At 49.5% G+C, this 21,024-nt stretch carries 24 protein-coding genes and 1 pseudogene; all 25 read left to right on the top strand.

The window, feature by feature from the left end; genetic code table 11:
- Positions 1–28: 28 nt before the first annotated feature.
- The 25 genes and pseudogenes from ACFVTB_RS22280 (at position 29) to ACFVTB_RS22155 (ending at position 20,900) form a co-directional block, all read left to right on the top strand.
- Entirely contained in the window at positions 29–1,162 is a 1,134-nt protein-coding gene (locus ACFVTB_RS22280; RefSeq protein WP_387754353.1) for a GerAB/ArcD/ProY family transporter, read from the top strand.
- Entirely contained in the window at positions 1,134–2,582 is a 1,449-nt protein-coding gene (locus tag ACFVTB_RS22275; protein ID WP_387754176.1) for a spore germination protein, read from the top strand. The genes ACFVTB_RS22280 and ACFVTB_RS22275 overlap by 29 nt, the downstream gene beginning before the upstream one ends.
- Before the next feature lie 7 nt (positions 2,583–2,589).
- A complete protein-coding gene (locus ACFVTB_RS22270) occupies positions 2,590–3,747 on the top strand; it encodes a Ger(x)C family spore germination protein (protein WP_387754173.1) in 1,158 nt (385 codons plus the stop codon).
- A 71-nt stretch (positions 3,748–3,818) separates the two neighbouring features.
- The gene (locus tag ACFVTB_RS22265) at positions 3,819–4,043 is read left to right on the top strand and encodes a hypothetical protein (RefSeq protein WP_387754170.1); all 225 of its coding nucleotides are present in this window, start codon (positions 3,819–3,821) and stop codon (positions 4,041–4,043) included.
- Positions 4,044–4,067: 24 nt separating this feature from the next.
- On the top strand, positions 4,068–4,481 hold the full coding sequence (locus ACFVTB_RS22260) for a spore coat protein (RefSeq protein ID WP_387754350.1): 414 nt from the start codon (positions 4,068–4,070) through the stop codon (positions 4,479–4,481).
- Positions 4,482–4,639: 158 nt separating this feature from the next.
- A complete protein-coding gene (locus ACFVTB_RS22255) occupies positions 4,640–5,131 on the top strand; it encodes an Lrp/AsnC family transcriptional regulator (RefSeq protein ID WP_387754167.1) in 492 nt (163 codons plus the stop codon).
- A gap of 13 nt (positions 5,132–5,144) precedes the next feature.
- On the top strand, positions 5,145–6,365 hold the full coding sequence (locus ACFVTB_RS22250; protein ID WP_387754164.1) for an aminotransferase class I/II-fold pyridoxal phosphate-dependent enzyme: 1,221 nt from the start codon (positions 5,145–5,147) through the stop codon (positions 6,363–6,365).
- A gap of 158 nt (positions 6,366–6,523) precedes the next feature.
- Positions 6,524–7,099 (top strand): cob(I)yrinic acid a,c-diamide adenosyltransferase, encoded by a 576-nt coding sequence (locus ACFVTB_RS22245; RefSeq protein WP_387754161.1) that lies wholly within the window; start codon positions 6,524–6,526, stop codon positions 7,097–7,099.
- Entirely contained in the window at positions 7,096–8,052 is a 957-nt protein-coding gene (locus ACFVTB_RS22240) for an RluA family pseudouridine synthase (RefSeq protein WP_387754159.1), read from the top strand. The genes ACFVTB_RS22245 and ACFVTB_RS22240 overlap by 4 nt, the downstream gene beginning before the upstream one ends.
- A 99-nt stretch (positions 8,053–8,151) precedes the next feature.
- On the top strand, positions 8,152–8,514 hold the full coding sequence (locus tag ACFVTB_RS22235) for an arsenate reductase family protein (protein WP_387754347.1): 363 nt from the start codon (positions 8,152–8,154) through the stop codon (positions 8,512–8,514).
- Between the two features lie 8 nt (positions 8,515–8,522).
- Positions 8,523–9,749, top strand: coding sequence for an aminotransferase class I/II-fold pyridoxal phosphate-dependent enzyme (locus tag ACFVTB_RS22230; protein ID WP_387754155.1), 1,227 nt, complete (start codon positions 8,523–8,525; stop codon positions 9,747–9,749).
- A gap of 24 nt (positions 9,750–9,773) precedes the next feature.
- A complete protein-coding gene (locus tag ACFVTB_RS22225; RefSeq protein ID WP_387754153.1) occupies positions 9,774–10,634 on the top strand; it encodes a 5'-3' exonuclease in 861 nt (286 codons plus the stop codon).
- A gap of 335 nt (positions 10,635–10,969) precedes the next feature.
- Positions 10,970–12,415 (top strand): MFS transporter, encoded by a 1,446-nt coding sequence (locus ACFVTB_RS22215; protein ID WP_387754151.1) that lies wholly within the window; start codon positions 10,970–10,972, stop codon positions 12,413–12,415.
- Between the two features lie 396 nt (positions 12,416–12,811).
- A complete protein-coding gene (locus tag ACFVTB_RS22210; protein ID WP_387754149.1) occupies positions 12,812–13,162 on the top strand; it encodes a metal-sensitive transcriptional regulator in 351 nt (116 codons plus the stop codon).
- A 121-nt stretch (positions 13,163–13,283) separates the two neighbouring features.
- Complete coding sequence (locus ACFVTB_RS22205; protein ID WP_387754146.1) at positions 13,284–13,625, top strand: metal-sensitive transcriptional regulator; 342 nt, start codon at positions 13,284–13,286, stop codon at positions 13,623–13,625.
- Complete coding sequence (locus ACFVTB_RS22200; protein ID WP_387754143.1) at positions 13,622–13,822, top strand: copper ion binding protein; 201 nt, start codon at positions 13,622–13,624, stop codon at positions 13,820–13,822. Before ACFVTB_RS22205 ends, ACFVTB_RS22200 begins: the two co-directional genes overlap by 4 nt.
- A gap of 29 nt (positions 13,823–13,851) precedes the next feature.
- Positions 13,852–16,284, top strand: a complete 2,433-nt coding sequence (locus ACFVTB_RS22195) for a heavy metal translocating P-type ATPase (RefSeq protein ID WP_387754140.1) — start codon at positions 13,852–13,854, stop codon at positions 16,282–16,284.
- Positions 16,285–16,315: 31 nt separating this feature from the next.
- Entirely contained in the window at positions 16,316–17,188 is an 873-nt protein-coding gene (locus ACFVTB_RS22190) for a hypothetical protein (RefSeq protein ID WP_387754137.1), read from the top strand.
- Between the two features lie 29 nt (positions 17,189–17,217).
- Positions 17,218–17,841, top strand: coding sequence for a nitrite reductase (locus ACFVTB_RS22185; RefSeq protein ID WP_387754134.1), 624 nt, complete (start codon positions 17,218–17,220; stop codon positions 17,839–17,841).
- Positions 17,842–17,870: 29 nt separating this feature from the next.
- Entirely contained in the window at positions 17,871–18,077 is a 207-nt protein-coding gene (locus tag ACFVTB_RS22180) for a heavy-metal-associated domain-containing protein (protein ID WP_387754132.1), read from the top strand.
- Positions 18,078–18,209: 132 nt separating this feature from the next.
- Positions 18,210–18,443 carry a ferredoxin gene (locus ACFVTB_RS22175; protein WP_387754129.1) on the top strand — a complete coding sequence of 78 codons (234 nt, stop codon included), beginning with the start codon at positions 18,210–18,212 and terminating at the stop codon, positions 18,441–18,443.
- Positions 18,444–18,476: 33 nt separating this feature from the next.
- Positions 18,477–19,472: an NAD(P)/FAD-dependent oxidoreductase gene (locus ACFVTB_RS22170; RefSeq protein ID WP_387754127.1), complete on the top strand. Its 996-nt coding sequence runs from the start codon at positions 18,477–18,479 to the stop codon at positions 19,470–19,472.
- 315 nt (positions 19,473–19,787) lie between these two features.
- Positions 19,788–19,985 (top strand): annotated as a pseudogene (locus ACFVTB_RS22165) (hypothetical protein); the annotation flags it as partial.
- A gap of 82 nt (positions 19,986–20,067) precedes the next feature.
- On the top strand, positions 20,068–20,313 hold the full coding sequence (locus tag ACFVTB_RS22160; RefSeq protein ID WP_387754125.1) for a glutaredoxin family protein: 246 nt from the start codon (positions 20,068–20,070) through the stop codon (positions 20,311–20,313).
- Positions 20,314–20,570: 257 nt separating this feature from the next.
- Positions 20,571–20,900, top strand: a complete 330-nt coding sequence (locus ACFVTB_RS22155; RefSeq protein ID WP_387754345.1) for a metal-sensitive transcriptional regulator — start codon at positions 20,571–20,573, stop codon at positions 20,898–20,900.
- Positions 20,901–21,024 lie beyond the last annotated feature (124 nt).

The raw sequence follows: 21,024 nt of genomic DNA, 5'->3' as shown, positions 1-21,024 counted from the left end.
CGAAAGGATGTGATCTTCTCCCTTGAGAATGACTGTTAAACCATTTGGACTATGGCCGGTTGTCATGATGATCCTATTGTCTGTAGGCCTGCTCAATCATGTCATGGTACTCCCGTTGCTGCTGCAAGTTGCCAAACGCGACGCCTGGATTGCGATTCTGGGCGCTCTAATCATTGCGTTGCCTATCGTTGCCTTTCCTCTTCATCGCGCGCTTGTCGGCATGAATGGAGAACGGCTCGATCAATGGCTGAGCAAGAAGTCGTCGCCCTTCTTTTCTGGGCTTGTCTTGACGATCCTGAATCTTATGCTGCTGATCGTCGCCTTTACGACGCTTGTCGATGTCATCGGTTGGACCTCATCGACCTACTTGCCGATAACGCCGCCGATCGTTGTCTGCGCAATCTTCGCCGCCCTTTGTTTAATTGGGGCTATAAGCGGACTGAGAACGATTGCTCTAATGGCTTGCATTCTGCTGCCTATAGTCGTTGTGCTTGGCGATTTCGTCATGTCGGCCAATATGCCGGACAAGGATTATCGCTATTTGCTGCCGATGCTGGAGAATGGCATTAAGCCGCTGGTTCAGGGAGCCACCTACAGCATCAGCTCCTTTATGGAACTAACCTTTCTGTTGATGATTCAGCACCATTTGCGAAAAACGTTTAAAAAATGGCATCTTTCACTGCTCGTTATCGTTCTAATGGGCTTGACGCTCGGACCGACCATTGGGGCGCTATCCGAATTCGGTCCGGTGGAAGCCGCGGCCATACGATATCCAGCCTATGCCCAATGGAGACTAGTGAAGATCGGAAACTACTTCGAGCATGTTGATTTTTTCGCTGTCTATCAATGGCTTTCCGGAGCATTTATCCGCATCTCTATGAGTCTGTATTTATTTTGCGAATACACGCCTATCCGTAAGCTAAAGCGTCAATGGATTGGACATTCGGCGATTATAGTGGCTCTTGTCGGTGTATCTTATTTCATGCTGAACAATATGTTTCTGTACATAAACGTTATTAAAATCTATTTTGCTTTTGCTTGGATCGTGTTTTTGATCATTTTACTAATGGTATGGCTGCTGAGCTACAGGCGGACGGGATCGATTGCTCGCGGAGAAGAAAGGGGGAAGCGCCATGAAGAAGACAGCGGCTTGGAAGGTTGAGAGCAGCAAGCTGTATCGCATCATTTCCGAGCTGGAGAAGTCTGACGATATTGTGATGATGGATTTGGGAACTGAGGAAACAAGACGCCTATTTCGCGTTATATTTTGCAGCGGACTCGTTGATATGCAGACCGCGTCCCTGACGCTGCTCCCAGATTTAGACAAGCTGGGCAAATGGCTGGACAAAAGAGGAGGGGAGGAAGCGAAGGAAGAGTCGACCTGGACGTCGGGTATGCTGGGGAGCAAGCTTAGGCTGGAGTCAGAGGAGGGTGAAAACACTCTGTACACAGCTTTGTTTTCCGGAGGCGTGATCGTGATCGAAGCTGAAACGGGCCTTCTGTTTCAATTCGATATGTCAAATATCCCCGGCAGACAGCCGGAAGAATCCGTCATGGAGCTATCTCTTAAAGGTCCGCGCGACGGCTTTGTCGAGAGGCTAGGGGTCAACATCGCATTAATTCGCCATCGGCTGCGTTCGCCGAAGCTTCGCTGTGAAATATGGCAGATCGGCGAAGAATCGCGTACCGAGGTAGCGGTGATGTATATGAGCGGTGTAGCTAGCCAGTCGTTGATAGAAGAGGCAAGGAGAAGGCTGAAAGCCATTCGGATCGATGTCCTTCATGGGGCTTCGCAGCTGGAAGACCTGCTTTCGGACCGGCCTCGCTCGCTGTTCCCGCTTGTGGAATATATTGGCCGCCCGGATTATACAGTCAAGGCTTTAATCAAAGGCAAAATTGTTTTTCTCCCGGATGGCTCGCCTACAGCCATTATCGCTCCGGCTAACTTGCTGCTGTTGATCAAGTCGCCGGAGGACTTGCATTTGCCCTACTATTTCGTTTCGCTTGAACGGCTGCTTCGCATCGTCGGCTTCGTTATCGCCTTATGCATGCCGGGCTTCTGGGTATCGTTGTCGGCTTACAATACGGATCAAATTCCATATAGTCTGTTGGCGACCGTGTCGATCTCCCGGATCGGGCTGCCGCTTTCGGCCACGATGGAAATGTTTTTAATGCTGACGATGTTTGAGTTATTTCGCGAGGCGGGCGTCAGATTGCCGCGGGCAGTAGGTCAGACGGTGACGGTTGTCGGCGGATTAATCGTAGGCGATGCAGCAATTAGAGCGGGATTAACTTCGCCGACGATGCTGGTAGCGGCCGCCGTTACGGCGGTAGGCACATTTACGCTTGTGAACCAGTCACTCGTTGGGACGGTGAGTCTGCTTCGCTACTTTGTTCTTATATTGTCTTCGCTGTTTGGCATATTCGGTTTCTTTGTTTCCGTCTTTGCCATTCTGATCTATATATGCTCGTTGGAGTCGTTCGGTATGCCTTATATGGCTCCCATCGGCCCGCTGCGCTGGAGAGAGCTGATTCCGGCGTTAGTGAAGCAGCCATGGAAACGTAAAGACAAAGGGGACTGACAACACGATGGGCTTTGTTAGCAAGCTCTCCAAGTTGATCGTTGCGTTGACGCTGTTAGTTTTCGCAAGCGGCTGCTGGGACGAGCAAAACTTGCAGCAGGTGAGCTATATTACGGCGCTTGGCGTGGATTATGTCGACGGACAATTTGAAATTCATGCCCAATTAATTGAGTTCGGCTCCGTAGCCAAGAAGGAATCTTCAGGCTCCGGTAGCGGCACACCTCTTTATGTAGGCAAAAAAACAGGAGAAACGCCGTTGCAAGCCTATTTCAATCTAATGAATACGTCGCAATATAAGCTGAGCATGGATCATTTGAAAACGGTTGTTGTCCATGAACGGGCGTTCTCCCATATAAGGACAATTATTGACGGCCTTAACCGAATGAGAGCAACCCGTTATACCGCGAATATTTTCGGTACAAAAGATAAGATGGAGAATCTTCTGGACATGGATGTCTTTTACAATTCCACCCCGCTCAACAGCGTGCTCTATTCCCCGGAAGTAAGCAATCGCGACAATTCGTCTATTCGTCCGTACACCATGCAGCAGCTAGTCCGCGAGGCGTTCGAGCCAGGCATGGTATCCTTGCTACCGAGCATTAAAGTGAACGATATGGATTGGAAGGCCAAGAAGAAATCGATGAATCTTGTTACACTGGACGGCGTTTTCTTGTTCAAACGCGACAATTACATTGGCTTTTTGTCAAAAAGTCAAGTTTCTGGTCTCGTGTGGAAAACAGAGGATTTCCATCGATCCGCGTTCACCATCGAACTGGAGGAGGGGAAACGAGCGACCATCGTTATTCAGAATTCGGATCTCGACACCAAGGTCAGATGGTCGGGCAATGAGCCGATTATCGAGCTAAAGGGGAATGTGAAGGTACATATTATCGAATCAGGCAAAGGCTTCTCGAGGAGCAAGGTGGAGAAAAAGGTGGAGGAGCATATTAAAGAAGAGATGCAGAAGACGCTTGCCAATGGATTTCGATTAGGGGCAGATCTTTATCAGCTAGAGCATCATCTTTACCGATACCATTACGGCAAGTGGAAGACGCTTACCAAGGATGGGCCTTGGGAGCCTAATGAGAAGGCTGTCTCCATTGTCGTTCATTGTGAGGTCACACATTCGGGCGAACATAAGTCGCAATTTCAGGAATCTACATAAAAACAGAGGTTGCAGCCCATAATACGAATGGTTCGCATATCAAAGTCCGAGAAGGAGGCAACTCGAGAGTCATGTTACAGCCAATTACCGCTAAAGAACTGGAATACGTGGCCGATTCCTTGTCCAACGAGGATTTGCTGCTCAAGCAAAACGCTCTGATGGCTTCGTCGGCAACGAATACAGCGCTCAAGCAGATTGCCCAACAAATGCTGCATACCCATCAGCAGCAGTACAACACGCTGCTCAGCTGCTTTCAGCAGCATCAACAGCTGGCTCCTACGCAACCTCAGCAATAATACAAGACAAGGAGTGCTTGAATGATGTATCAACAACAACAACAGCAACAACCGCTGCAGGATGAGGATCTGGCCTATACGGTGCTGTCCGATCTGAAGCGCGTCGTAAGGGAATACGCCACTGCGGCTACCGAATCTGTCTGCCCGTCTGTGCGGCAAATGTTCACTAACCTGCTGAACAGCACGTTGAAAATGCAAGGCGATCTATTCAACGTCATGCAGGCGCAAAATATGTACAGCACCGCTTCACCCGCGCTGCGCCAGGAAATCGATAAGCAGCTCAAGGAGTATCAGCAGACGCAGCAAAAGACGTCCGGCTGGCTTCAGCAGAAGCTTCATGGCTCCAATCAACAACAACAGCAGCAGAACTTCGGAGCTTACCAATCCTATAATCAACAGCAGCAATCGCATCAATCTCACCAGCCTTACTACAGCTAAAGACCCCCTCGCGGGGTCTTTTTGTTTTTTTCTTTGCAGGAAATTTCAATTCGTTGTAAAATATTTTTTAACGCCAAACGTTGCGGAGCCGTGGTCGGCCCAGCGCTTCGTTTGCGCTTGAGGCTTACAACCACAGGCATGTTGGAAGGAGCAAGACGATGAATGAATTACAGTTGAAAGTGCTGGAACTGCTTAAGGAAGACGCGAGGCGGGACGCCGAATTGATCGCGACGATGCTTGACCGTCCCGTAGAGGATGTGAAGCAAGCGATTGCCGAGCTTGAAAACGAGCATATCATCGTCAAATACGCCACTGTCGTCAACTGGAGCAAGGTGGACGAAGAGAAAGTGACGGCGTTGATCGAAGTGCAAATTACGCCGGAGCGCGGCCGCGGTTTCGAAGGAATCGCCGAACGCATTTACTTATATCCGGAAGTGAAATCGGTTTATTTGATGTCGGGCGCATACGACCTGCTGGTCGAAATCGAAGGGAAAAACTTGAAGGAAGTCGCTTCCTTTGTCTCTAACAAGCTTTCTCCAATCGATAAAGTGCTTTCGACAAAAACCAATTTTATTCTGAAAAAATACAAACAAGACGGAATTATCTTCGAGGAGCATGAAGGCGACCATCGTTTGATTATTTCGCCGTAAGAGGGTGATGGCTATGATTAAAGATAAAGTTACAGCAACGTCCGCTTCGGTTGAACGCAAGGCGATGGCACAATATCTGTCTCCTCTGGCCCAAGGAATTAAACCGTCCGGGATCCGGCGTTTTTTCGATCTGGTCAGCACGCGCAAGGACGTTATTACGCTTGGCGTAGGCGAGCCTGATTTCGTTACGCCTTGGCATGTCCGCGAAGCGGCTGTTTACTCCTTGGAGACTGGTAAAACGCAATATACATCGAATGCGGGAATGCCTGAGCTGCGGGATGCGATCGCTCGTTATTTGTCGGGCAGCTTTAATGTCGACTACGACCCGGCCAATGAAGTATTGGTGACGGTGGGCGGCAGCGAGGCAATCGATCTGGCGCTGCGCGCGCTTATTACGCCAGGAGACGAAATTCTGATTCCAGAGCCTTGTTATATTTCGTACTCGCCGATTACTTCGCTTAGCGGCGGCGTGCCAGTCGGCATCGAGACGTTTGCCAAAGACAACTTCAAATTGAAAGCGGAACAGCTGAAAGCGGCGATAACACCGCGCTCCAAAGTACTTATCCTTTGCTATCCAAGCAATCCGACGGGCGGCATTATGACTTATGAGGACTGGCTGCCGATTGCGAAGATCGTTGAAGAGAATGATTTAATCGTTATTTCGGACGAAATTTATGCGGAGCTTACTTACGGCACGAAGCATGTCAGCTTTGCGGCTGTTCCGGGGATGAAGGAGCGGACGATTCTTGTCAGCGGCTTCTCGAAGGCATTCGCAATGACTGGCTGGCGGATGGGCTATGCATGCGGACATAGTGATTTAATCGGGGCAATGCTGAAAATTCATCAGTATACGGTGATGTGCGCTCCGATCATGGGACAATACGCGGCCTTGGAAGCTCTGTCCGAGCATGGGTTGGAAGAAAAGGACCGGATGATTGAGTCGTATAACCAACGCCGGCGGCTTGTCGTCAAAGGGTTCCGAGATATCGGACTCGAATGCCATGAGCCGGAAGGAGCGTTTTACGCTTTCCCTTCCATTCAATCCACAGGCCTCACTTCGGAGCAATTCGCTCAGCGGCTGCTTGAAGAAGCGGGCGTAGCGGCCGTTCCGGGGGATGTCTTCGGTCTTGGGGGCGAAGGACATCTTCGCTGCTCGTACGCCACTTCAGTCGCGCAGCTGACGGAAGCGCTGGACCGGATCGGCAGCTTTGTGCACAAATTGAAGCAGGGCTAACGCTTCGTGGTATGACGGAGGCAGGCCGGGTTAACGCCCGGACTGCCTTTTTTTGTTACGTGCCGCAGCGGGGCGGATTGCCTTTTTGCGCCCGCCTGGCAGCGGTTTTATGGTATATTGATAACAGTTAATCGTGTGGAAGGAGCCTGATTCGAAAGATGAATTTATATACGAGAACGGGCGATAAGGGACAGACGTCGCTTATCGGCGGACGTGTGAGCAAGGACGATATTCGCGTTGAGGCCTATGGCACCATCGACGAGTTGAACTCGTTTGTAGGCATCGCGGCGGCGGAGGCCGCAAAGCATGAGCCTTTGCGCGATATGGCGGAGCTTCTGATACGCATACAGCACGAGCTATTCGATTGCGGCTCGGATCTGGCTTACGCCCGCCCTGGAGCGCCGCTGAAAGTAACGGCAGAAGCATCTGCCCGGTTGGAAGCAGAGATCGACCGCGCGAGTGGGCAAGCGCCGGAAATTACGCGCTTTATTTTGCCGGGCGGCAGCGCATTGTCGGCGCAGCTGCACGTCTGCCGCACCATATGCCGCAGGGCGGAACGGCGCGTTGTGACGCTTGCCGCCGAGCATCCGGTCAATCCGGAGACACTGACCTATTTGAACCGGTTGTCGGATTATTTCTTTGCGGCGGCAAGAGCAGCCAACGCGCTCCTCGGCGAGTCCGATATTGAATATGAAAGAAGTGCGGAAGTGTTCCGCAAACGGGAGAAGGAATGACATCTAATATTTCCGATTATTATAAACCGCTGACCGTACAGGTCGCGCAGGAAGACGACGGAAAGCAGGTGCGCACCGTGCTGGAGCGCAGGCTTGGCGTATCCCGCACGCTGCAGTCGAGGCTGAAGCTGACGGAGCTTGGCATTACGCTGAACGGGCAGCGGGCTTATACGTCTGCGTTAGTGCGTGCGGGAGACGAGCTCACGATCCGAATGGAGAAGGAATCGTCGGACGATATTTTACCAGAGCCGATACCGCTGGATATCGTTTTTGAGGACGACGACTTGCTCATTGTGAACAAGCCGGCGGGCATCGTTGTTCATCCGACGCATGGCCATTATACAGGAACGCTGGCGAACGGGGTTGTCCATCATTGGAAGGAGCAGGGCTGGCGCGTTCGTTTCCGGCCGATTCATCGGCTGGACGAGGACACGTCTGGTCTAGTCGCGATCGCGAAGACGCCTTATGTACACCAGCAGCTGTCCGAACAGCTGCAGGCGGGGACAGTCAAGAAGCTATACCGCGCTTATACGTATGGCTGGCCGCTGCTGGACAAAGGGACGGTCGATGAACCGATCGACCGTGACCCGGACGCGCCGCATATTCGTATTGTAACGGCAGAGGGCTATCCGTCCGTCACTCATTATGAAGTCGGAGCAAGATATGCGTCGGCCGCTGGCGGAGCTTCGATGGTCAAGCTGAAGCTGGAAACGGGCAGAACGCACCAGATCAGGGTGCATATGCGCCATATCGGCTGTCCGCTTATCGGCGACGGCATGTACGGTCCAACTGACGGCGGCGTCGCGGAATGGGAGGAAGCGTCCGGCCGACAGGCGCTGCACGCCGAGACGCTTGGCTTCGTCCATCCGATAACGAAGCAATGGATGGAGTGGAACGCGTCTTTGCCGCCGGAGCTCGTCCGGCTGGAAGATGTGCTGAACCGGTTGAACTAATTTATCATTTAACATAAGCAGAGTAGCAAGATAGACAGCTGTCATTTCTTTGGGGAAGCAGCCATCAAACGGGTTGCGTAAGGAAAGGGAGAATCGATGATGAGCAAATTGACCATCTATCAATATCCGAAATGCGGCACTTGCCGTACGGCGGTGAAATCGCTGCAGGCGAAGGGCAACGAGTTGGAGCTGAAGCATATCGTCGAAGAGACGCCAACGGCTGAGCAATTAAAGCAGCTGGTGAAGAACAGCGGCCTGGAGCTGAAAAAGTTTTTCAACACATCGGGCGACGTTTATAAAAGTCTCGGATTAAAGGATAAGCTGGCGGCGATGACGGAAGACGAGCAGCTCGCCTTGCTTGCATCAAACGGAATGCTGATTAAGCGGCCTATCGTAACTGACGGTGCACGGGTAACCGTGGGTTACAAAGAAGAGCAGTACGAGCAGCAATGGAACGGATGAGCGCGCCGATGAGAAAGAGGCCGTGGCGTTCCGAACGTTTGTCTAAGCTGGGCTCGTCCATCTTCGCGGAGGTGGCCGAGTGGAAGCGAGAGGCGCTGGAATCCGGCCTCGACGTGATTGATTTGGGGATCGGCAGCCCCGACAAGCCGCCGACGGAGGCTGTTCGGCAGGCGTTAAGCGAGGCGGCGCTGCGAGAGGACATTTACGCTTATCCGGGAACGCATGGCAGCGCCGCGTTTCGGGAGGAAGCGGCGAATTGGATGCAGCATCGTTTCGGCGTGCAATTGGATGCATCCGCTGAGCTCGTATCGCTAATGGGCTCGCAGGATGGCCTGGCGCATCTCGCGATGGCGATTTGCAATCCGGGTGACAAAGCAATCGTTCCCGACCCGGGTTATCCGATCTATGCTGCTTCACTTGCTTTGGCTGGCGTCGAGCCGGTGTTTTTGCCGCTCAAGGCGGAAAATAACTATTTACCAGATCTTGACGAGTTGCCGGACGAGCAATGGGACCAAGCAACATTTATTTTGCTAAATTACCCGAACAATCCGCTTTCTGCCGTCGCAGATCTCGCATTCTTCGAACGATTGCTTGAGAAAGCGCGCCGGCATGGCGTGCTCGTTGTACATGATTCGGCTTATTCGGAAATGGCGTTCGATGACATTGTTCCTCCAAGCATTCTGGAGGTGCCGGGGGCTATAGATAGCGCGGTGGAGTTTCACTCGCTTTCGAAAAGCTTTAATCTGGCGGGTGGCCGCATTGCGTTTCTCGCTGGCAACCGGGAGGCGGTAGGCGCTCTTTGCGAGTTGAAAGGCAATATCGATTACGGCGTGTTTCTCGCCGTGCAGGAAGCCGGTGTTGCCGCGCTGCAGCAGGCGATGGCTGACGATGCTCCTCCGAAAGCGGGAGCACTTTACGAGAAAAGACGCGACGTATTCGTGGAGGCGCTGCGTGCAGAAGGCTGGCATATCGAGAATCCGAAGGCGACAATGTTCCTTTGGGCGCCGCTGCCCGATATGCGCAGAGAGCATCCAGAGGGCTGGAACTCTAGACGAATTTCCCAGGAAATGCTCGCCCGCGCAGGTGTCGTCGTTATCCCTGGGGAAGCGTTTGGATCGGAAGGCGAGGGCTACGTTCGGATCGCACTCGTCGAGGAAGAAGAACGATTGCGGGAAGCGGCGAGACGCATCGGACGATTTATACGCGGCGAATGGGAAGCCGCAGACGGCAAGTAGCCGTTTGGAGAGGGGAAACAAACAATGACGGAAACAAAAGTATTGATCGTGGACGGGATGGCGCTGCTGTTCCGGGCGTTTTACGCGCAGTCTTACAGCCCGAGACGGACGGCCGACGGGACGCCGACCAATGCGGTATACGGCTTTTTGCAATATTTGTTCGACGCGGTGAACCGTTTCGAACCGAGCCATGTCGTCTGCTGCTGGGATATGGGCAGCCAGACGTTTCGGTCGGAGATGTACGACGGTTATAAATCGAACCGGCCAAACGCTCCGGAAGATTTGGTGCCGCAATTTTCGCTTGTGAAGGATGTTTCCGCCGCGCTCGGCATTCCGAATGTAGGTCTGGCTGGCTATGAAGCCGACGACTGCATCGGCACGCTGTCCAAGCGGCTTAGCGATACGGCGCAGGTTTATATTTTGACGGGTGATCAAGATATGCTGCAACTCGTCGAAGAACGCATTCATGTCGTTATTATGAAGAAAGGCCGCTCCAATTACGCTGTTTATGATTTGGATACGCTGAAGGAAGAGAAGGGCATCACGCCGCTTCAAGTGATCGAAATGAAGGGCTTGACCGGCGATACGAGCGATAATTATCCGGGCGTTAAAGGCATTGGGGAGAAAACGGCGCTGAAGCTGCTGACGGAGTATGAGACGATTGACGGTATTCTCGCCAATCTTGCGGCTCTGCCCGCTAGCGTGAAGGCAAAGATTGAAGCCGATCTGGATATGCTTCATTTATCCCGCGAGCTAGCGACCATTAACATCGAGGTGCCGATCGCTTGCAGCCTTGAGGAGTGCCTTTGGGATGTGCCGGTTGTAGAAGCGGAACCGATGCTGGAGAAGTATCGGCTGTCGTCGTTGTTGAAGATGATCGGGTAGTCGAGTGAGAGATTTGAATAAGAGAGAGAGTGTTCGTCATCGAGCGTAAATTGGACCCTCTGTCAAGGACAGATTGAAAAAAGAGTATTAGGCCGCACTTAAGAGATGATTCCTGTACTGTACAGGAGTCATCTTTTTTAGTCCCCATTGATATCGATGATGGTTAATAGTTCGGTTACGGAAAAATTAATCTTGACAATAGGGTAGGGGGCTATACTATAATGAAACCGAACTCGGGGAAATATAGCATTCCGGCCCCTCGTTTTAGACGGCCGTCACGAGGTAATCACTGGGAGGCGTTCTTCGGATAATTCTGTTCAGGTGGAGGATTAAATATGTCTACGCAATCACAGGCTTTATCGCAACCCGATCCTAAGCGTTGGAAAGCATTGGCCTTGCTTTGCCTTGCAAATTTTATAGTCATTATGGATACCTCGATTATTGGGGTAGCATTACCGGCCATTAAAGAAGCACTTGGATATTCGCAGGAAAACTTGCAGTGGGTATTTAATGCATATGTCATTTTCTTTGGCGGCTTGCTGCTGCTAGGCGGCCGATTATCCGATCTATTTGGTCAACGAAACATCTTCATGTGGGGTTTCACCATCCTATCCTTAGCCTCCTTGCTTGCAGGCTTGGCATGGAGTGATGTGGCGCTTAATGTTGGCCGCGCATTGCAAGGGTTTGGTTCCGCACTAATTGCTCCATCGGCGTTGACGATTGTCATGATGTTATTCAGCGGAAACCCGAAGGAACTCGGCAAGGCTCTTGGATTCTGGGGCGCTTCAGCAGCGGCGGGAGGATCTGCCGGCGTGTTTCTTGGAGGAGTGATTACCGAATGGCTGAGTTGGGCATGGACGTTTCTAATCAATGTTCCAGTCGGTATTCTGGCCTTATTATTAGCTCCGTCCCTATTGTCGAAAGGGCAGCGCAGAAAAGGAAGCATTGATGTCGTGGGCTCCATCTTCGTCACAGCCGCTCTAATATTGGTTGTATACGGCATTGTAACTGCAGAAAATAATGGATGGGGATCGCCGTCCACTCTATGGACCATCATTTTGGGGGCGGTTTTGTTCATTCTCTTTCTTATCCTTCAGGCTGTTAAAAAAGAACCTCTAGTGCCGCTCCGAATATTTAGAGCGCCAAACCTGGCTGCCGGAAATATCGCGCTCCTCATGCTCTCTGGAGGATGGATTCCACTTTGGTATTTCCTCAACCTGTACATGCAACAAGTTTTGAAATTTTCCGCCTTTGCCGGTGGAGTTGCTTTGCTTCCGATGACGATACTGATTGCGATTGTCATGATGTTCATTGCAGGCAAATTGATCGGGAAGTTTGGTATGAAAGCCAACTTAGTGACCGGCTTGATCGCTCTTGGAGCGGGAATGTTGTGGTTCTCGGGAAATACTCCTGTAGACGGTACTTTCGTTGCGAACATTCTCCCGGCATCGTTATTGGGGGCGCTGGGCATGTCTCTTGCCTATGTCCCGGCAACGATGGCAGCCATGTCAGGGGCGAAACCGGAAGAGGCGGGCCTGGCATCCGGCCTGGCCAATACCAGTTACCAGATCGGCTCGGCAATTAGTTTGGCCATTATGGTTGCGATCGCTGCTTCCACAACAGCTTCTCAAGGAGGAGCAGATTCAGTAGCAGCTTTGAATGACGGATTTCATCAAGTATTTTTTTGGTCCGGTATAGTGGCCTTTGTGGGAGCTGTTCTGGCATTACTTTTTATCCGTTCGCCCAAGCAAGGGGAGTCAAGCGGTCCAACAGTAATGTGATCACGATAGGTCTCCGGCCAAACGAATGGTTTGGCTGGAGACTTCCGTTGAATAATTCTTCCCACCCCCCCCTACAAACGAATCTTATTGTATAGGGGATGGGTGTATAGATTATCAAAAATAAGGCAGCCTACAAGCTGCTTTTTCTTTTCAACAATCAATCAAATAGATGGGTAAAAGCCAATTATAATAGAGTAGTGTTGATGAAGCTGAAGCAGTTGCTGGTGAATCTATAGGAGGCTATTGTTTTGCATAATGATTTATTACTTTGATCCCGTAAATTTGCCTGTAACGATGGATCAATATGTAATCGTCGACTTCATCGCAATTCCAATTTCGAATGTATATTGAATAGGGTATGGGGGTATAGTATAATAAATCGAGGAGGCGAATCATATGAACAAGGATACAGAAATACATGAGCATGAAGGCGAAAATGATTTGAGTTGCTGCTCGATTAACGGAAATGGACGAAAAAGTCATCATTCGGATAAAGTGAAAAACAGCTTAATAAGTCGATTGAATCGGATTGAGGGGCAAGTACGCGGTATAAAAGGGCTAATTGAAAAAGATACGTATTGCGATGATGTATTGAACCAAATCTCCTCGGTACAATCTGCTTTGAATGGAGTTGGAAAGCTGTTATTGGAGTATCATCTGAAAAGCTGTGTTATCGAGCGGATCCAGGAAGGGGATTCCGAAGTGTTAACAGAGCTTATGGTTACCATGAACAAGTTAATAAAATAAGTTCAGGCAGCTTATGCTGCTTTTTCTTCGAGATAAAATATAGGTAGAGGGGGTACTGTAAAAAAATATTGACTTAAAATAGGGTAGTGGGGTATACTACTTATAATCAACGAGGTGATCGATGGAAATGGATACGATGGAATCGATGGCATCATTTCCTGAAAATCAAAAATCAAGTTACATGGCTCCGAAGGAGCGGGTCTCCATCCAGATGAGATTGAATCGAATTGAAGGGCAAGTTCGCGGGGTACAAAGACAAGTGGAGCGAGATGAATATTGTGATAAAATCTTCAACCAGCTTGAGGCTGTCCATTCTGCATTGAATGCAGTTGGGGTTGTGCTCATGTCGCATCACCTGAAAGCATACGCGGCTAACACAGGCTTAAAGAATAATAATACGATCGCGGATGAAATGCTGCGAACATTAACCATTTTAGTGATGCGAAGGGATGAGGAAAAATGAAAAACATCACACTGCAAGTTGAAGGTATGAGCTGCCAACACTGTGTCAACTCCATTGAGGGAGCGCTTAAAGAAATCGGGGCAAAAGGAAAGGTCGATCTGAAGAACAACTCGGTGGAAGTGTCGTTCGATGAAAATCAAATTTCTATCGAGCTGATTAAGGAAACCATCGAAGATCAGGGTTACGAAGTGGTGTAAGTCAATCAACGACAAGGGAGAGAAATATTGTGAAAGCTACAGCTGCTCAGACAAAGCAATCAACGTTGCAAATTACGGGTATGACTTGCGCCGCGTGCGCAAATCGAATTGAGAAGGGCCTGAATAAAATGGAGGGTGTCTCCTCAGCCAACGTCAATTTTGCTCTGGAAAAAGCCAACGTAACCTACGATCCAGCAAAACTGGATCGAAAGAATCTGGAAGAAACTATTAAAAAGCTCGGGTACGGTACGGTAAAGGAAGTTGCGCAATTTAACCTCGAAGGCATGACGTGCGCTGCATGCGCCAACAAAATCGAAAAGGGACTCAGCAAGATGCCGGGGGTGACAAGCGCCACTGTAAACTTTGCGATGGAAACGGCTCGCGTCGAGTATTCAACCGGTGAAGTCTCGATCGAGGATATGCAAAGCAAAGTCAAAAAACTTGGCTATAAGGCCACGGTCAAGCAGGAAAATCAAAAAACAGGCGACCATCGCCTGAATGAAATACGTCGGCAGAAACGGAAATTACTCATTTCGGCGATTTTCTCCTTACCGCTTTTATGGACAATGGTGGCTCACTTTTCGTTTACCTCATGGATGTACATGCCGGATTTCCTGATGAATCCTTGGATTCAACTCATTTTGGCCACTCCGGTGCAATTTTATATTGGTGGACAATTTTATGTAGGCGCATATAAGGCGCTGCGCAATCGCAGTGCGAATATGGACGTGCTGATTGCACTTGGAACCTCGGCTGCTTATTTATACAGCCTGTACTTGACCCTCGATTGGTTCGCAATGGGTGACAGCATGCATCATGGACCTTCCTTGTACTTCGAGACAAGTGCGGTTCTGATTACGCTCGTCATTATGGGGAAACTGTTCGAAGCAAACGCGAAAGGCCGGACCTCCGAAGCGATTAAATCGTTAATGGGGCTGCAAGCGAAAACGGCTTTGGTCATTCGCGATGGGGAAGAGTTAACGATTCCGATCGATGAAGTTATTACAGGGGATGTTGTGCTTGTCCGTCCGGGAGATAAAGTGCCGGTGGATGGAGAAGTGATTGAGGGTGTGTCGTCGGTAGACGAATCGATGCTTACAGGCGAAAGTCTTCCTGTGGAGAAAAGAGCCGGTGATGCGGTTATCGGAGCCACGATCAACAAGAACGGCATGCTTCGGATTAAAGCAACGAAAGTTGGCAAAGAAACGGCGCTTGCGCAAATTATTAAGGTCGTGGAAGAAGCGCAAGGCTCCAAAGCGCCGATTCAGCGGGTAGCGGATATCATCTCCGGCATATTTGTTCCGATTGTCGTGGGTATAGCAGTTGTGGCTTTCCTGGTGTGGTATTTCTTCGTCACCCCCGGCGATTTTGCAGGCGCTTTGGAGAAAGCAATCGCCATTCTCGTCATTGCTTGCCCATGTGCGCTTGGATTGGCAACCCCGACGTCGATTATGGCGGGATCTGGACGGGCGGCGGAACTCGGCATTTTGTTCAAGGGCGGCGAGCATCTGGAGCAGACGCATAAGATCGATGCGATCATTCTCGACAAAACCGGCACGGTAACGAAAGGCAAGCCGGAATTGACAGATGTTTTAGCCGAAGGTAACGAGTCGGAATTCCTCAGACTGGTCGGCGCGGCGGAGAAAAATTCGGAACATCCGCTTGCAGAAGCGATCGTTGTGGGTATCCAGGCAAGAAATATTGAGCTGCCGAGAACAGAGTCTTTCGAAGCGATTCCGGGATTCGGCATCAAGGCTGTCGTAGAAGGTCGCGAGCTGCTTGTCGGTACACGCCGATTGATGGAAAAGTACGAAGTCGATGCGAAGGCGGCATACGAACCGATGTCCCGTTTGGAAGAGGCAGGCAAGACCGCCATGCTGGTTGCGATGGATAACCGGTATGCAGGTATGGTTGCGGTGGCGGATACGATTAAGGAAACATCGAAGGCAGCTGTAAGTCGTCTGAAAGAGATGGGCATTCAAGTCATCATGATCACAGGCGACAATGAACGGACGGCGAAGGCAATCGCGGCCCAAGTCGGTATCGACCATGTACGTGCTGAAGTTCTGCCTGAAGGAAAAGCTGAAGAAGTGAAAAAACTGCAAGCGCAAGGCAAAAAAGTCGCGATGGTCGGGGACGGCATCAACGATGCGCCAGCCCTCGCAACGGCAGACATTGGCATGGCAATAGGCACAGGGACAGACGTGGCGATGGAAGCGGCAGATGTCACCTTGATGCGCGGCGACTTGTCAAGCATTCCCGATGCGATTTTCATGAGTCGTAAAACGATGACTAATATTAAGCAAAACCTGTTTTGGGCGCTTGGTTATAACACGTTAGGCATTCCGATTGCTGCGATCGGCTTGCTGGCGCCGTGGGTTGCCGGTGCAGCGATGGCACTGAGCTCGGTCTCTGTTGTCCTCAACGCGCTTCGTTTGCAAAGGGTGAAAGTAAGACTCTAACAGAGGATTATGAGAAGGAGAGAACGTTCATATGAAGAGAAAACTCGTGCTACTTTTAACAGGTGTGATAGTCTTCGGTGTATTGTCAGCCTGTGGAGCCTCCAATGAAGACGAACATTCAAGTCATGGCGGTACCAATCAGAATCAAGAAAATTCAGCAACAAGTACAGGACATGGAGAGCACGGTGGACACGGTGCTAGTGAACAACCAGCAGACAGCTTCAAGGCATCATTTTCATTCGCGTCAGGGACAGCAAAAGCAAACGAAAAATCAAAAATGGACATTCAAATCGCCGATTCCCAAGGCAATTTGGTCAAAGATTTTGAATTAAGTCATGAGAAATTAATGCATCTCATCATTGTCAATCATGATTTTTCTTACTTTAATCACATTCACCCTGAGTTTGACGGAAACGGCAATTTTTCCATTGATACATCGTTTCCCGGAGGCGGGGATTATAAACTTTTTGCTGATTTTGTTCCAAAGGGCGGCTTGAGCAATACGCTTAGTGAATGGGTGAAGGTGGAGGGGGAAGAAAAAGCGCATGAAGCTGTCAAAGCAGACGAAAAGCTTGTAAAAGTTGTTGATGGCAAAGAAGTCGAGCTTACCTTAAGCAGTACGAAGGCGCAAGACGAAGTCATGCTTACGTTTAAAATTACAGATGCGCAAACGAAGAAAGGGATCAGCAACCTGGAGCAGTATTTGGGCGCTGTTGGTCACGTCGTTGTTTTATCGAATGACGCAGAGAAATACCTCCATGTCCATCCGGTGGAGGAAAAGGCGACCGGACCGAAAGCCGAGTTTATGACTTCCTTCCCGAAAAGCGGTATGTATAAAATCTGGGGACAATTTCAACACCAAGGAAAAGTTTTCACCGTACCTTTCGTAGTCGATATAAAGTGATTCGTTAAGTTTGAATAAAGGAGTGAATAATGGTGGATGAAAAAGTAAAAATTGCCATAAGTCCAGCAATTCAACTTGGCGGCAGCTTATTCACACCAAACCAACTTGTCCAAATCGGCACTATCGTAGGCACAGATGCGGAAGTGGAAATGACCACCTTCAAACAGCTCTATGCGGAAGTGCCGATCGAACGACGGGAAGCCATCAAGGAAGAACTTGAGCGTAATGGTCTTGAAGTGAATCCTGCCGGGTTTGTAACCAAGACTTTAATCGCCTGCAATTTCTGTAAAGGTGCCGAAGAAGCGGGGCTTGAAACGGCCAAAGCCTTGAATCAGGCAATAGCTGGCATTGAAACACCTACACCGCTTAAGATTGGCTACGCCGGATGCGCGTTAGGTACCAGTGAGCCGCTCATTAAGGATATCGGAGTTATCAAAATGCGTGATAAGTTTAATATTTATGTTGGCGGTGAATCGAGGGGGCTTAAAACCTCCTTCGCCAAGTTGCTTCGCGAGGGAGTCACGGAAGAACAACTCATTCCCGCCATTACGGCCATCATTGATTATTATAAGGAACATGCCAAAGGCAAAGAAAAGTTCAACAAATTTGTGGATCGGATTTCGCTAGAGCAGTTGCAACAAATCGCAGGATAAAGGATGCCATTGAAAGGAGGTGAAAACCAATGCAAGAAGCAACCGTCCAAGTTCAGGGCATGACTTGCCGTTCTTGTGTTCCGAGAATTGAAGGAGCGATTAGTGCAATCGGCGCTGAAGGTCGCGTTAATTTTGAGCAGGGCACGGTAGATATTCGGTTTGACGACGCCAAAGTTCAAATTTCCGAGATTCAGGATGCCATTCAGAAAAAAGGATATAGTTCCGTTCTGGTATAATATATCGTTTATACGATTTCATCGGCTTTGTGGAAAATCTAACTGAAATTAGCTCTTTAAAGAGAAAACCCGGTCGAGCTTCGGCCGGGTTTGTTAAATCATACTGGTGAAAAACGCGAAGGAGCGTATAAGATGGCCCAATATACATGCGTGGACAAGGACACTTGTATTGCATGCGGAGCATGTGGAGCGGCGGCACCCGATATTTTCGAATACGACGATGAAGGCTTGGCCCACGTCATATTCAAGGGAGACGACAATCGCGGGATCTCGGCGATCGACGAAAGTTTGTGGGATGAATTGCAAGATGCGCTAGACGGCTGCCCCACCGATTCGATCAAGATTTCTGATAAGCCATTTGCCTAAATAAAGAAAGAATTGTTTCGGGGGTATTTAAGAATGTACGACAATATTATCACGAACTCGGACGTAGCTATTATTGGAGGCGGCCCTGCTGGCATGTTCGCCGCCTTCTACGGCGGCATGAGACAGATGTCGGTTACGCTAATAGAAAGTATGCCGCAGCTCGGCGGCCAACTCGCCGCTTTGTATCCGGAGAAGAATATCTACGACGTAGCCGGCTTCCCTAAAGTGAAAGCCCAGGAGCTTGTCGATCATTTAAAGAAGCAGATGGAGTTGTTCCGAACCGACGTCAGACTGGAGGAGAAGGTGCTGGCTGTGCGCAAGCTCGGTGAACGGTCGTTTGAGATCGTCACGGATCGCGCTATTCACCAAGCGAAAGCCGTCATCATCACTGCTGGTGTCGGTGCCTTCGAGCCGCGCAGGTTGGAACTGCCGGAAGCGATGCGTTTCGAGAATTCGAATCTACATTACTTCGTTAGCGATCTAGAGCGATTCCGCGGCAAGAAAGTGCTCATTAGCGGGGGTGGTGATTCCGCGCTGGATTGGTCGCTGATGCTTGAGCCGATCGCGGAGCGGGTGACGCTTGTTCATCGTCGTGATAAATTCCGGGCTCATGAGCATAGCGTCGAAATGTTAATGCAATCTAAAGTCAACGTTGTCGTGCCGACCGAGATTACGGCGCTTAATGGAGAGGAACGCATCAAGCGGGTTGAGCTGACCGACTTGAAGACCCAAGCGACGACGCTGGTCGATGTGGACGAGGTTATCGTCAATTTTGGTTTTGTTAGTTCACTGGGACCGATCCGAGAGTGGGGGCTTGTCGTCGAGGGCGGTTCGCTCGTTGTCGATACGAAGATGGAGACGAACATTCCCGGCATCTTCGCGGCCGGAGATATCTCGACTTATCCAGGCAAGCTGAAGCTGATTGCCGTTGGCTTCGGAGAAGCGCCGACTGCCATTAACAATGCCAAAGTGTACATCGATCCGGAAGCCAAACTTTCACCCGGGCATAGCAGCAATATGAAAATGTAGGCAAAAAAACATCCGCCGGCGGAAGCGATTGTGGAAGGTATCCGGTCAAAGAATGTTGAGCTTCCTGGAGCAGAATCATGCAATGGTGGAGTCAGTCATAGTCACAACGGTCATGGTGCACATGGTAATCATGGCGGACACAGTGGTCATGGTAGTCATGGTAGTAGCGAAAAGGCATCAAGTCATTTTAAAGCTTCATTTACATTTGCAACCGGAGCGACAAAAGCAAATGAAAATACATGATTTTTCTTACTTTAATCATACTCACCCTGAGTTCGATGGAAATGGACATTTCAAAATCAACGCAACGTTTCCGGATATGTCGGCCATATCGTTATTTTATCGGATGATGCAGAGCAATATCTCCATGTTCATCCAGTGGACGAAAAGGCGACTGGTCCGAAGGCAGAATTTAAGACCTCTTTCGCAAAAAGCAGTATCTATAAAATTTGGACGCAATTTCAACATCAGGGAAAAGTCTTCACGGTACCTTTTGTAGTCGATATCAAGTGATTCGTTAAAATGCGTGAAAGGTCACGTTTGAACAGGTCACGGTTGTGGCATAAAATAATTGATAAGTAGGGGTGTATCCAACATGGAAGTACCAGTAAAAATCTATACAATCCCGACCTGCAGCGATTGTAATTTTGCCAAACGCTACTTCAAAGAGAATGAGATCCCTTATACGGATTTAAACTGCGAAGAAGATCCTAAGTATCCAGAAGAAGTCTGGAACCTGACCGGAAAACAAGTTGTCCCGACGATTGTGATCGGCGATAAGGTGTTCGTCGGCTTCGCGGAAAATCTCAATGAAATAAGCGGTTTGTTGAAGAAAGCATAAGTTGACTGTCCGGTGAATGCTCGCCGGTAGACAGCTCTCCATAATGACATAATTATTAGCGATAAAAGGTACAGCCTCTCAATTTTATTGAGGAACTGCACCTTTTTTACATGTGATGTACTTGTCAATGGCCATCCTCGTATCTGTTTTTTTGGGTTCGTGGGAGATAAGCTCAGAATCACTCTCCATCGTTCTGGTTTCCCCTTTACATAGGGGGAGGGGGGATGTTAAATTTAATTAATAAGGAGCTGATTCCAATGAGTGATACCAACCATGAGACCGCCTCATGCGACCATACATCCTCTACAGAGCGGAAGAGTCATCATTCCGAAAAAACAAAAAACAATATGTTTCAAAGACTGAATCGTATCGAAGGGCAAGTGCGCGGGGTGAAGGGAATGATCGAGCGAGATACGTATTGTGATGATGTGCTACATCAAATCTCTTCGATCCAAGCATCTCTTAATGGACTGGGGAAACAACTGCTGGAACATCATTTAAAAAGTTGTGTTATTGAACGGATTGAAGAAGGTGATCGTGAGGTTTTGGATGAACTGTTGATCACAGTAAATAAACTAATTAAATAACAGAAGGGGGAGACATCGGCTGTCTCTCCTTATTTGTTTCTAGCAGTTCTTTACAGTGCAGTGTTTTGCTTGGTGCTAGGATATTCCCTTCCTAATTAGTGACATGGGTAAAGGTAGTCATTCC

It is taken from the genome of Paenibacillus sp. NPDC058071 (genome assembly GCF_042885235.1).
Lineage (GTDB): Bacteria > Bacillota > Bacilli > Paenibacillales > Paenibacillaceae > Pristimantibacillus.
Note: the sequence above shows the minus strand (reverse complement) of the source record. Positions and strands in the feature narration are given on the sequence as shown.

What these genes read in the sequence shown, in the direction of transcription:
- ACFVTB_RS22280 (WP_387754353.1), top strand. Translation starts at nt 29, where the DNA reads ATGACTGTTAAACCATTTGGACTATGGCCGGTTGTCATGATGATCCTA.
- ACFVTB_RS22275 (WP_387754176.1), top strand. Translation starts at nt 1,134, where the DNA reads ATGAAGAAGACAGCGGCTTGGAAGGTTGAGAGCAGCAAGCTGTATCGC.
- ACFVTB_RS22270 (WP_387754173.1), top strand. Translation starts at nt 2,590, where the DNA reads ATGGGCTTTGTTAGCAAGCTCTCCAAGTTGATCGTTGCGTTGACGCTG.
- ACFVTB_RS22265 (WP_387754170.1), top strand. Translation starts at nt 3,819, where the DNA reads ATGTTACAGCCAATTACCGCTAAAGAACTGGAATACGTGGCCGATTCC.
- ACFVTB_RS22260 (WP_387754350.1), top strand. Translation starts at nt 4,068, where the DNA reads ATGTATCAACAACAACAACAGCAACAACCGCTGCAGGATGAGGATCTG.
- ACFVTB_RS22255 (WP_387754167.1), top strand. Translation starts at nt 4,640, where the DNA reads ATGAATGAATTACAGTTGAAAGTGCTGGAACTGCTTAAGGAAGACGCG.
- ACFVTB_RS22250 (WP_387754164.1), top strand. Translation starts at nt 5,145, where the DNA reads ATGATTAAAGATAAAGTTACAGCAACGTCCGCTTCGGTTGAACGCAAG.
- ACFVTB_RS22245 (WP_387754161.1), top strand. Translation starts at nt 6,524, where the DNA reads ATGAATTTATATACGAGAACGGGCGATAAGGGACAGACGTCGCTTATC.
- ACFVTB_RS22240 (WP_387754159.1), top strand. Translation starts at nt 7,096, where the DNA reads ATGACATCTAATATTTCCGATTATTATAAACCGCTGACCGTACAGGTC.
- ACFVTB_RS22235 (WP_387754347.1), top strand. Translation starts at nt 8,152, where the DNA reads ATGAGCAAATTGACCATCTATCAATATCCGAAATGCGGCACTTGCCGT.
- ACFVTB_RS22230 (WP_387754155.1), top strand. Translation starts at nt 8,523, where the DNA reads ATGAGAAAGAGGCCGTGGCGTTCCGAACGTTTGTCTAAGCTGGGCTCG.
- ACFVTB_RS22225 (WP_387754153.1), top strand. Translation starts at nt 9,774, where the DNA reads ATGACGGAAACAAAAGTATTGATCGTGGACGGGATGGCGCTGCTGTTC.
- ACFVTB_RS22215 (WP_387754151.1), top strand. Translation starts at nt 10,970, where the DNA reads ATGTCTACGCAATCACAGGCTTTATCGCAACCCGATCCTAAGCGTTGG.
- ACFVTB_RS22210 (WP_387754149.1), top strand. Translation starts at nt 12,812, where the DNA reads ATGAACAAGGATACAGAAATACATGAGCATGAAGGCGAAAATGATTTG.
- ACFVTB_RS22205 (WP_387754146.1), top strand. Translation starts at nt 13,284, where the DNA reads ATGGAAATGGATACGATGGAATCGATGGCATCATTTCCTGAAAATCAA.
- ACFVTB_RS22200 (WP_387754143.1), top strand. Translation starts at nt 13,622, where the DNA reads ATGAAAAACATCACACTGCAAGTTGAAGGTATGAGCTGCCAACACTGT.
- ACFVTB_RS22190 (WP_387754137.1), top strand. Translation starts at nt 16,316, where the DNA reads ATGAAGAGAAAACTCGTGCTACTTTTAACAGGTGTGATAGTCTTCGGT.
- ACFVTB_RS22185 (WP_387754134.1), top strand. Translation starts at nt 17,218, where the DNA reads ATGGTGGATGAAAAAGTAAAAATTGCCATAAGTCCAGCAATTCAACTT.
- ACFVTB_RS22180 (WP_387754132.1), top strand. Translation starts at nt 17,871, where the DNA reads ATGCAAGAAGCAACCGTCCAAGTTCAGGGCATGACTTGCCGTTCTTGT.
- ACFVTB_RS22175 (WP_387754129.1), top strand. Translation starts at nt 18,210, where the DNA reads ATGGCCCAATATACATGCGTGGACAAGGACACTTGTATTGCATGCGGA.
- ACFVTB_RS22170 (WP_387754127.1), top strand. Translation starts at nt 18,477, where the DNA reads ATGTACGACAATATTATCACGAACTCGGACGTAGCTATTATTGGAGGC.
- ACFVTB_RS22160 (WP_387754125.1), top strand. Translation starts at nt 20,068, where the DNA reads ATGGAAGTACCAGTAAAAATCTATACAATCCCGACCTGCAGCGATTGT.
- ACFVTB_RS22155 (WP_387754345.1), top strand. Translation starts at nt 20,571, where the DNA reads ATGAGTGATACCAACCATGAGACCGCCTCATGCGACCATACATCCTCT.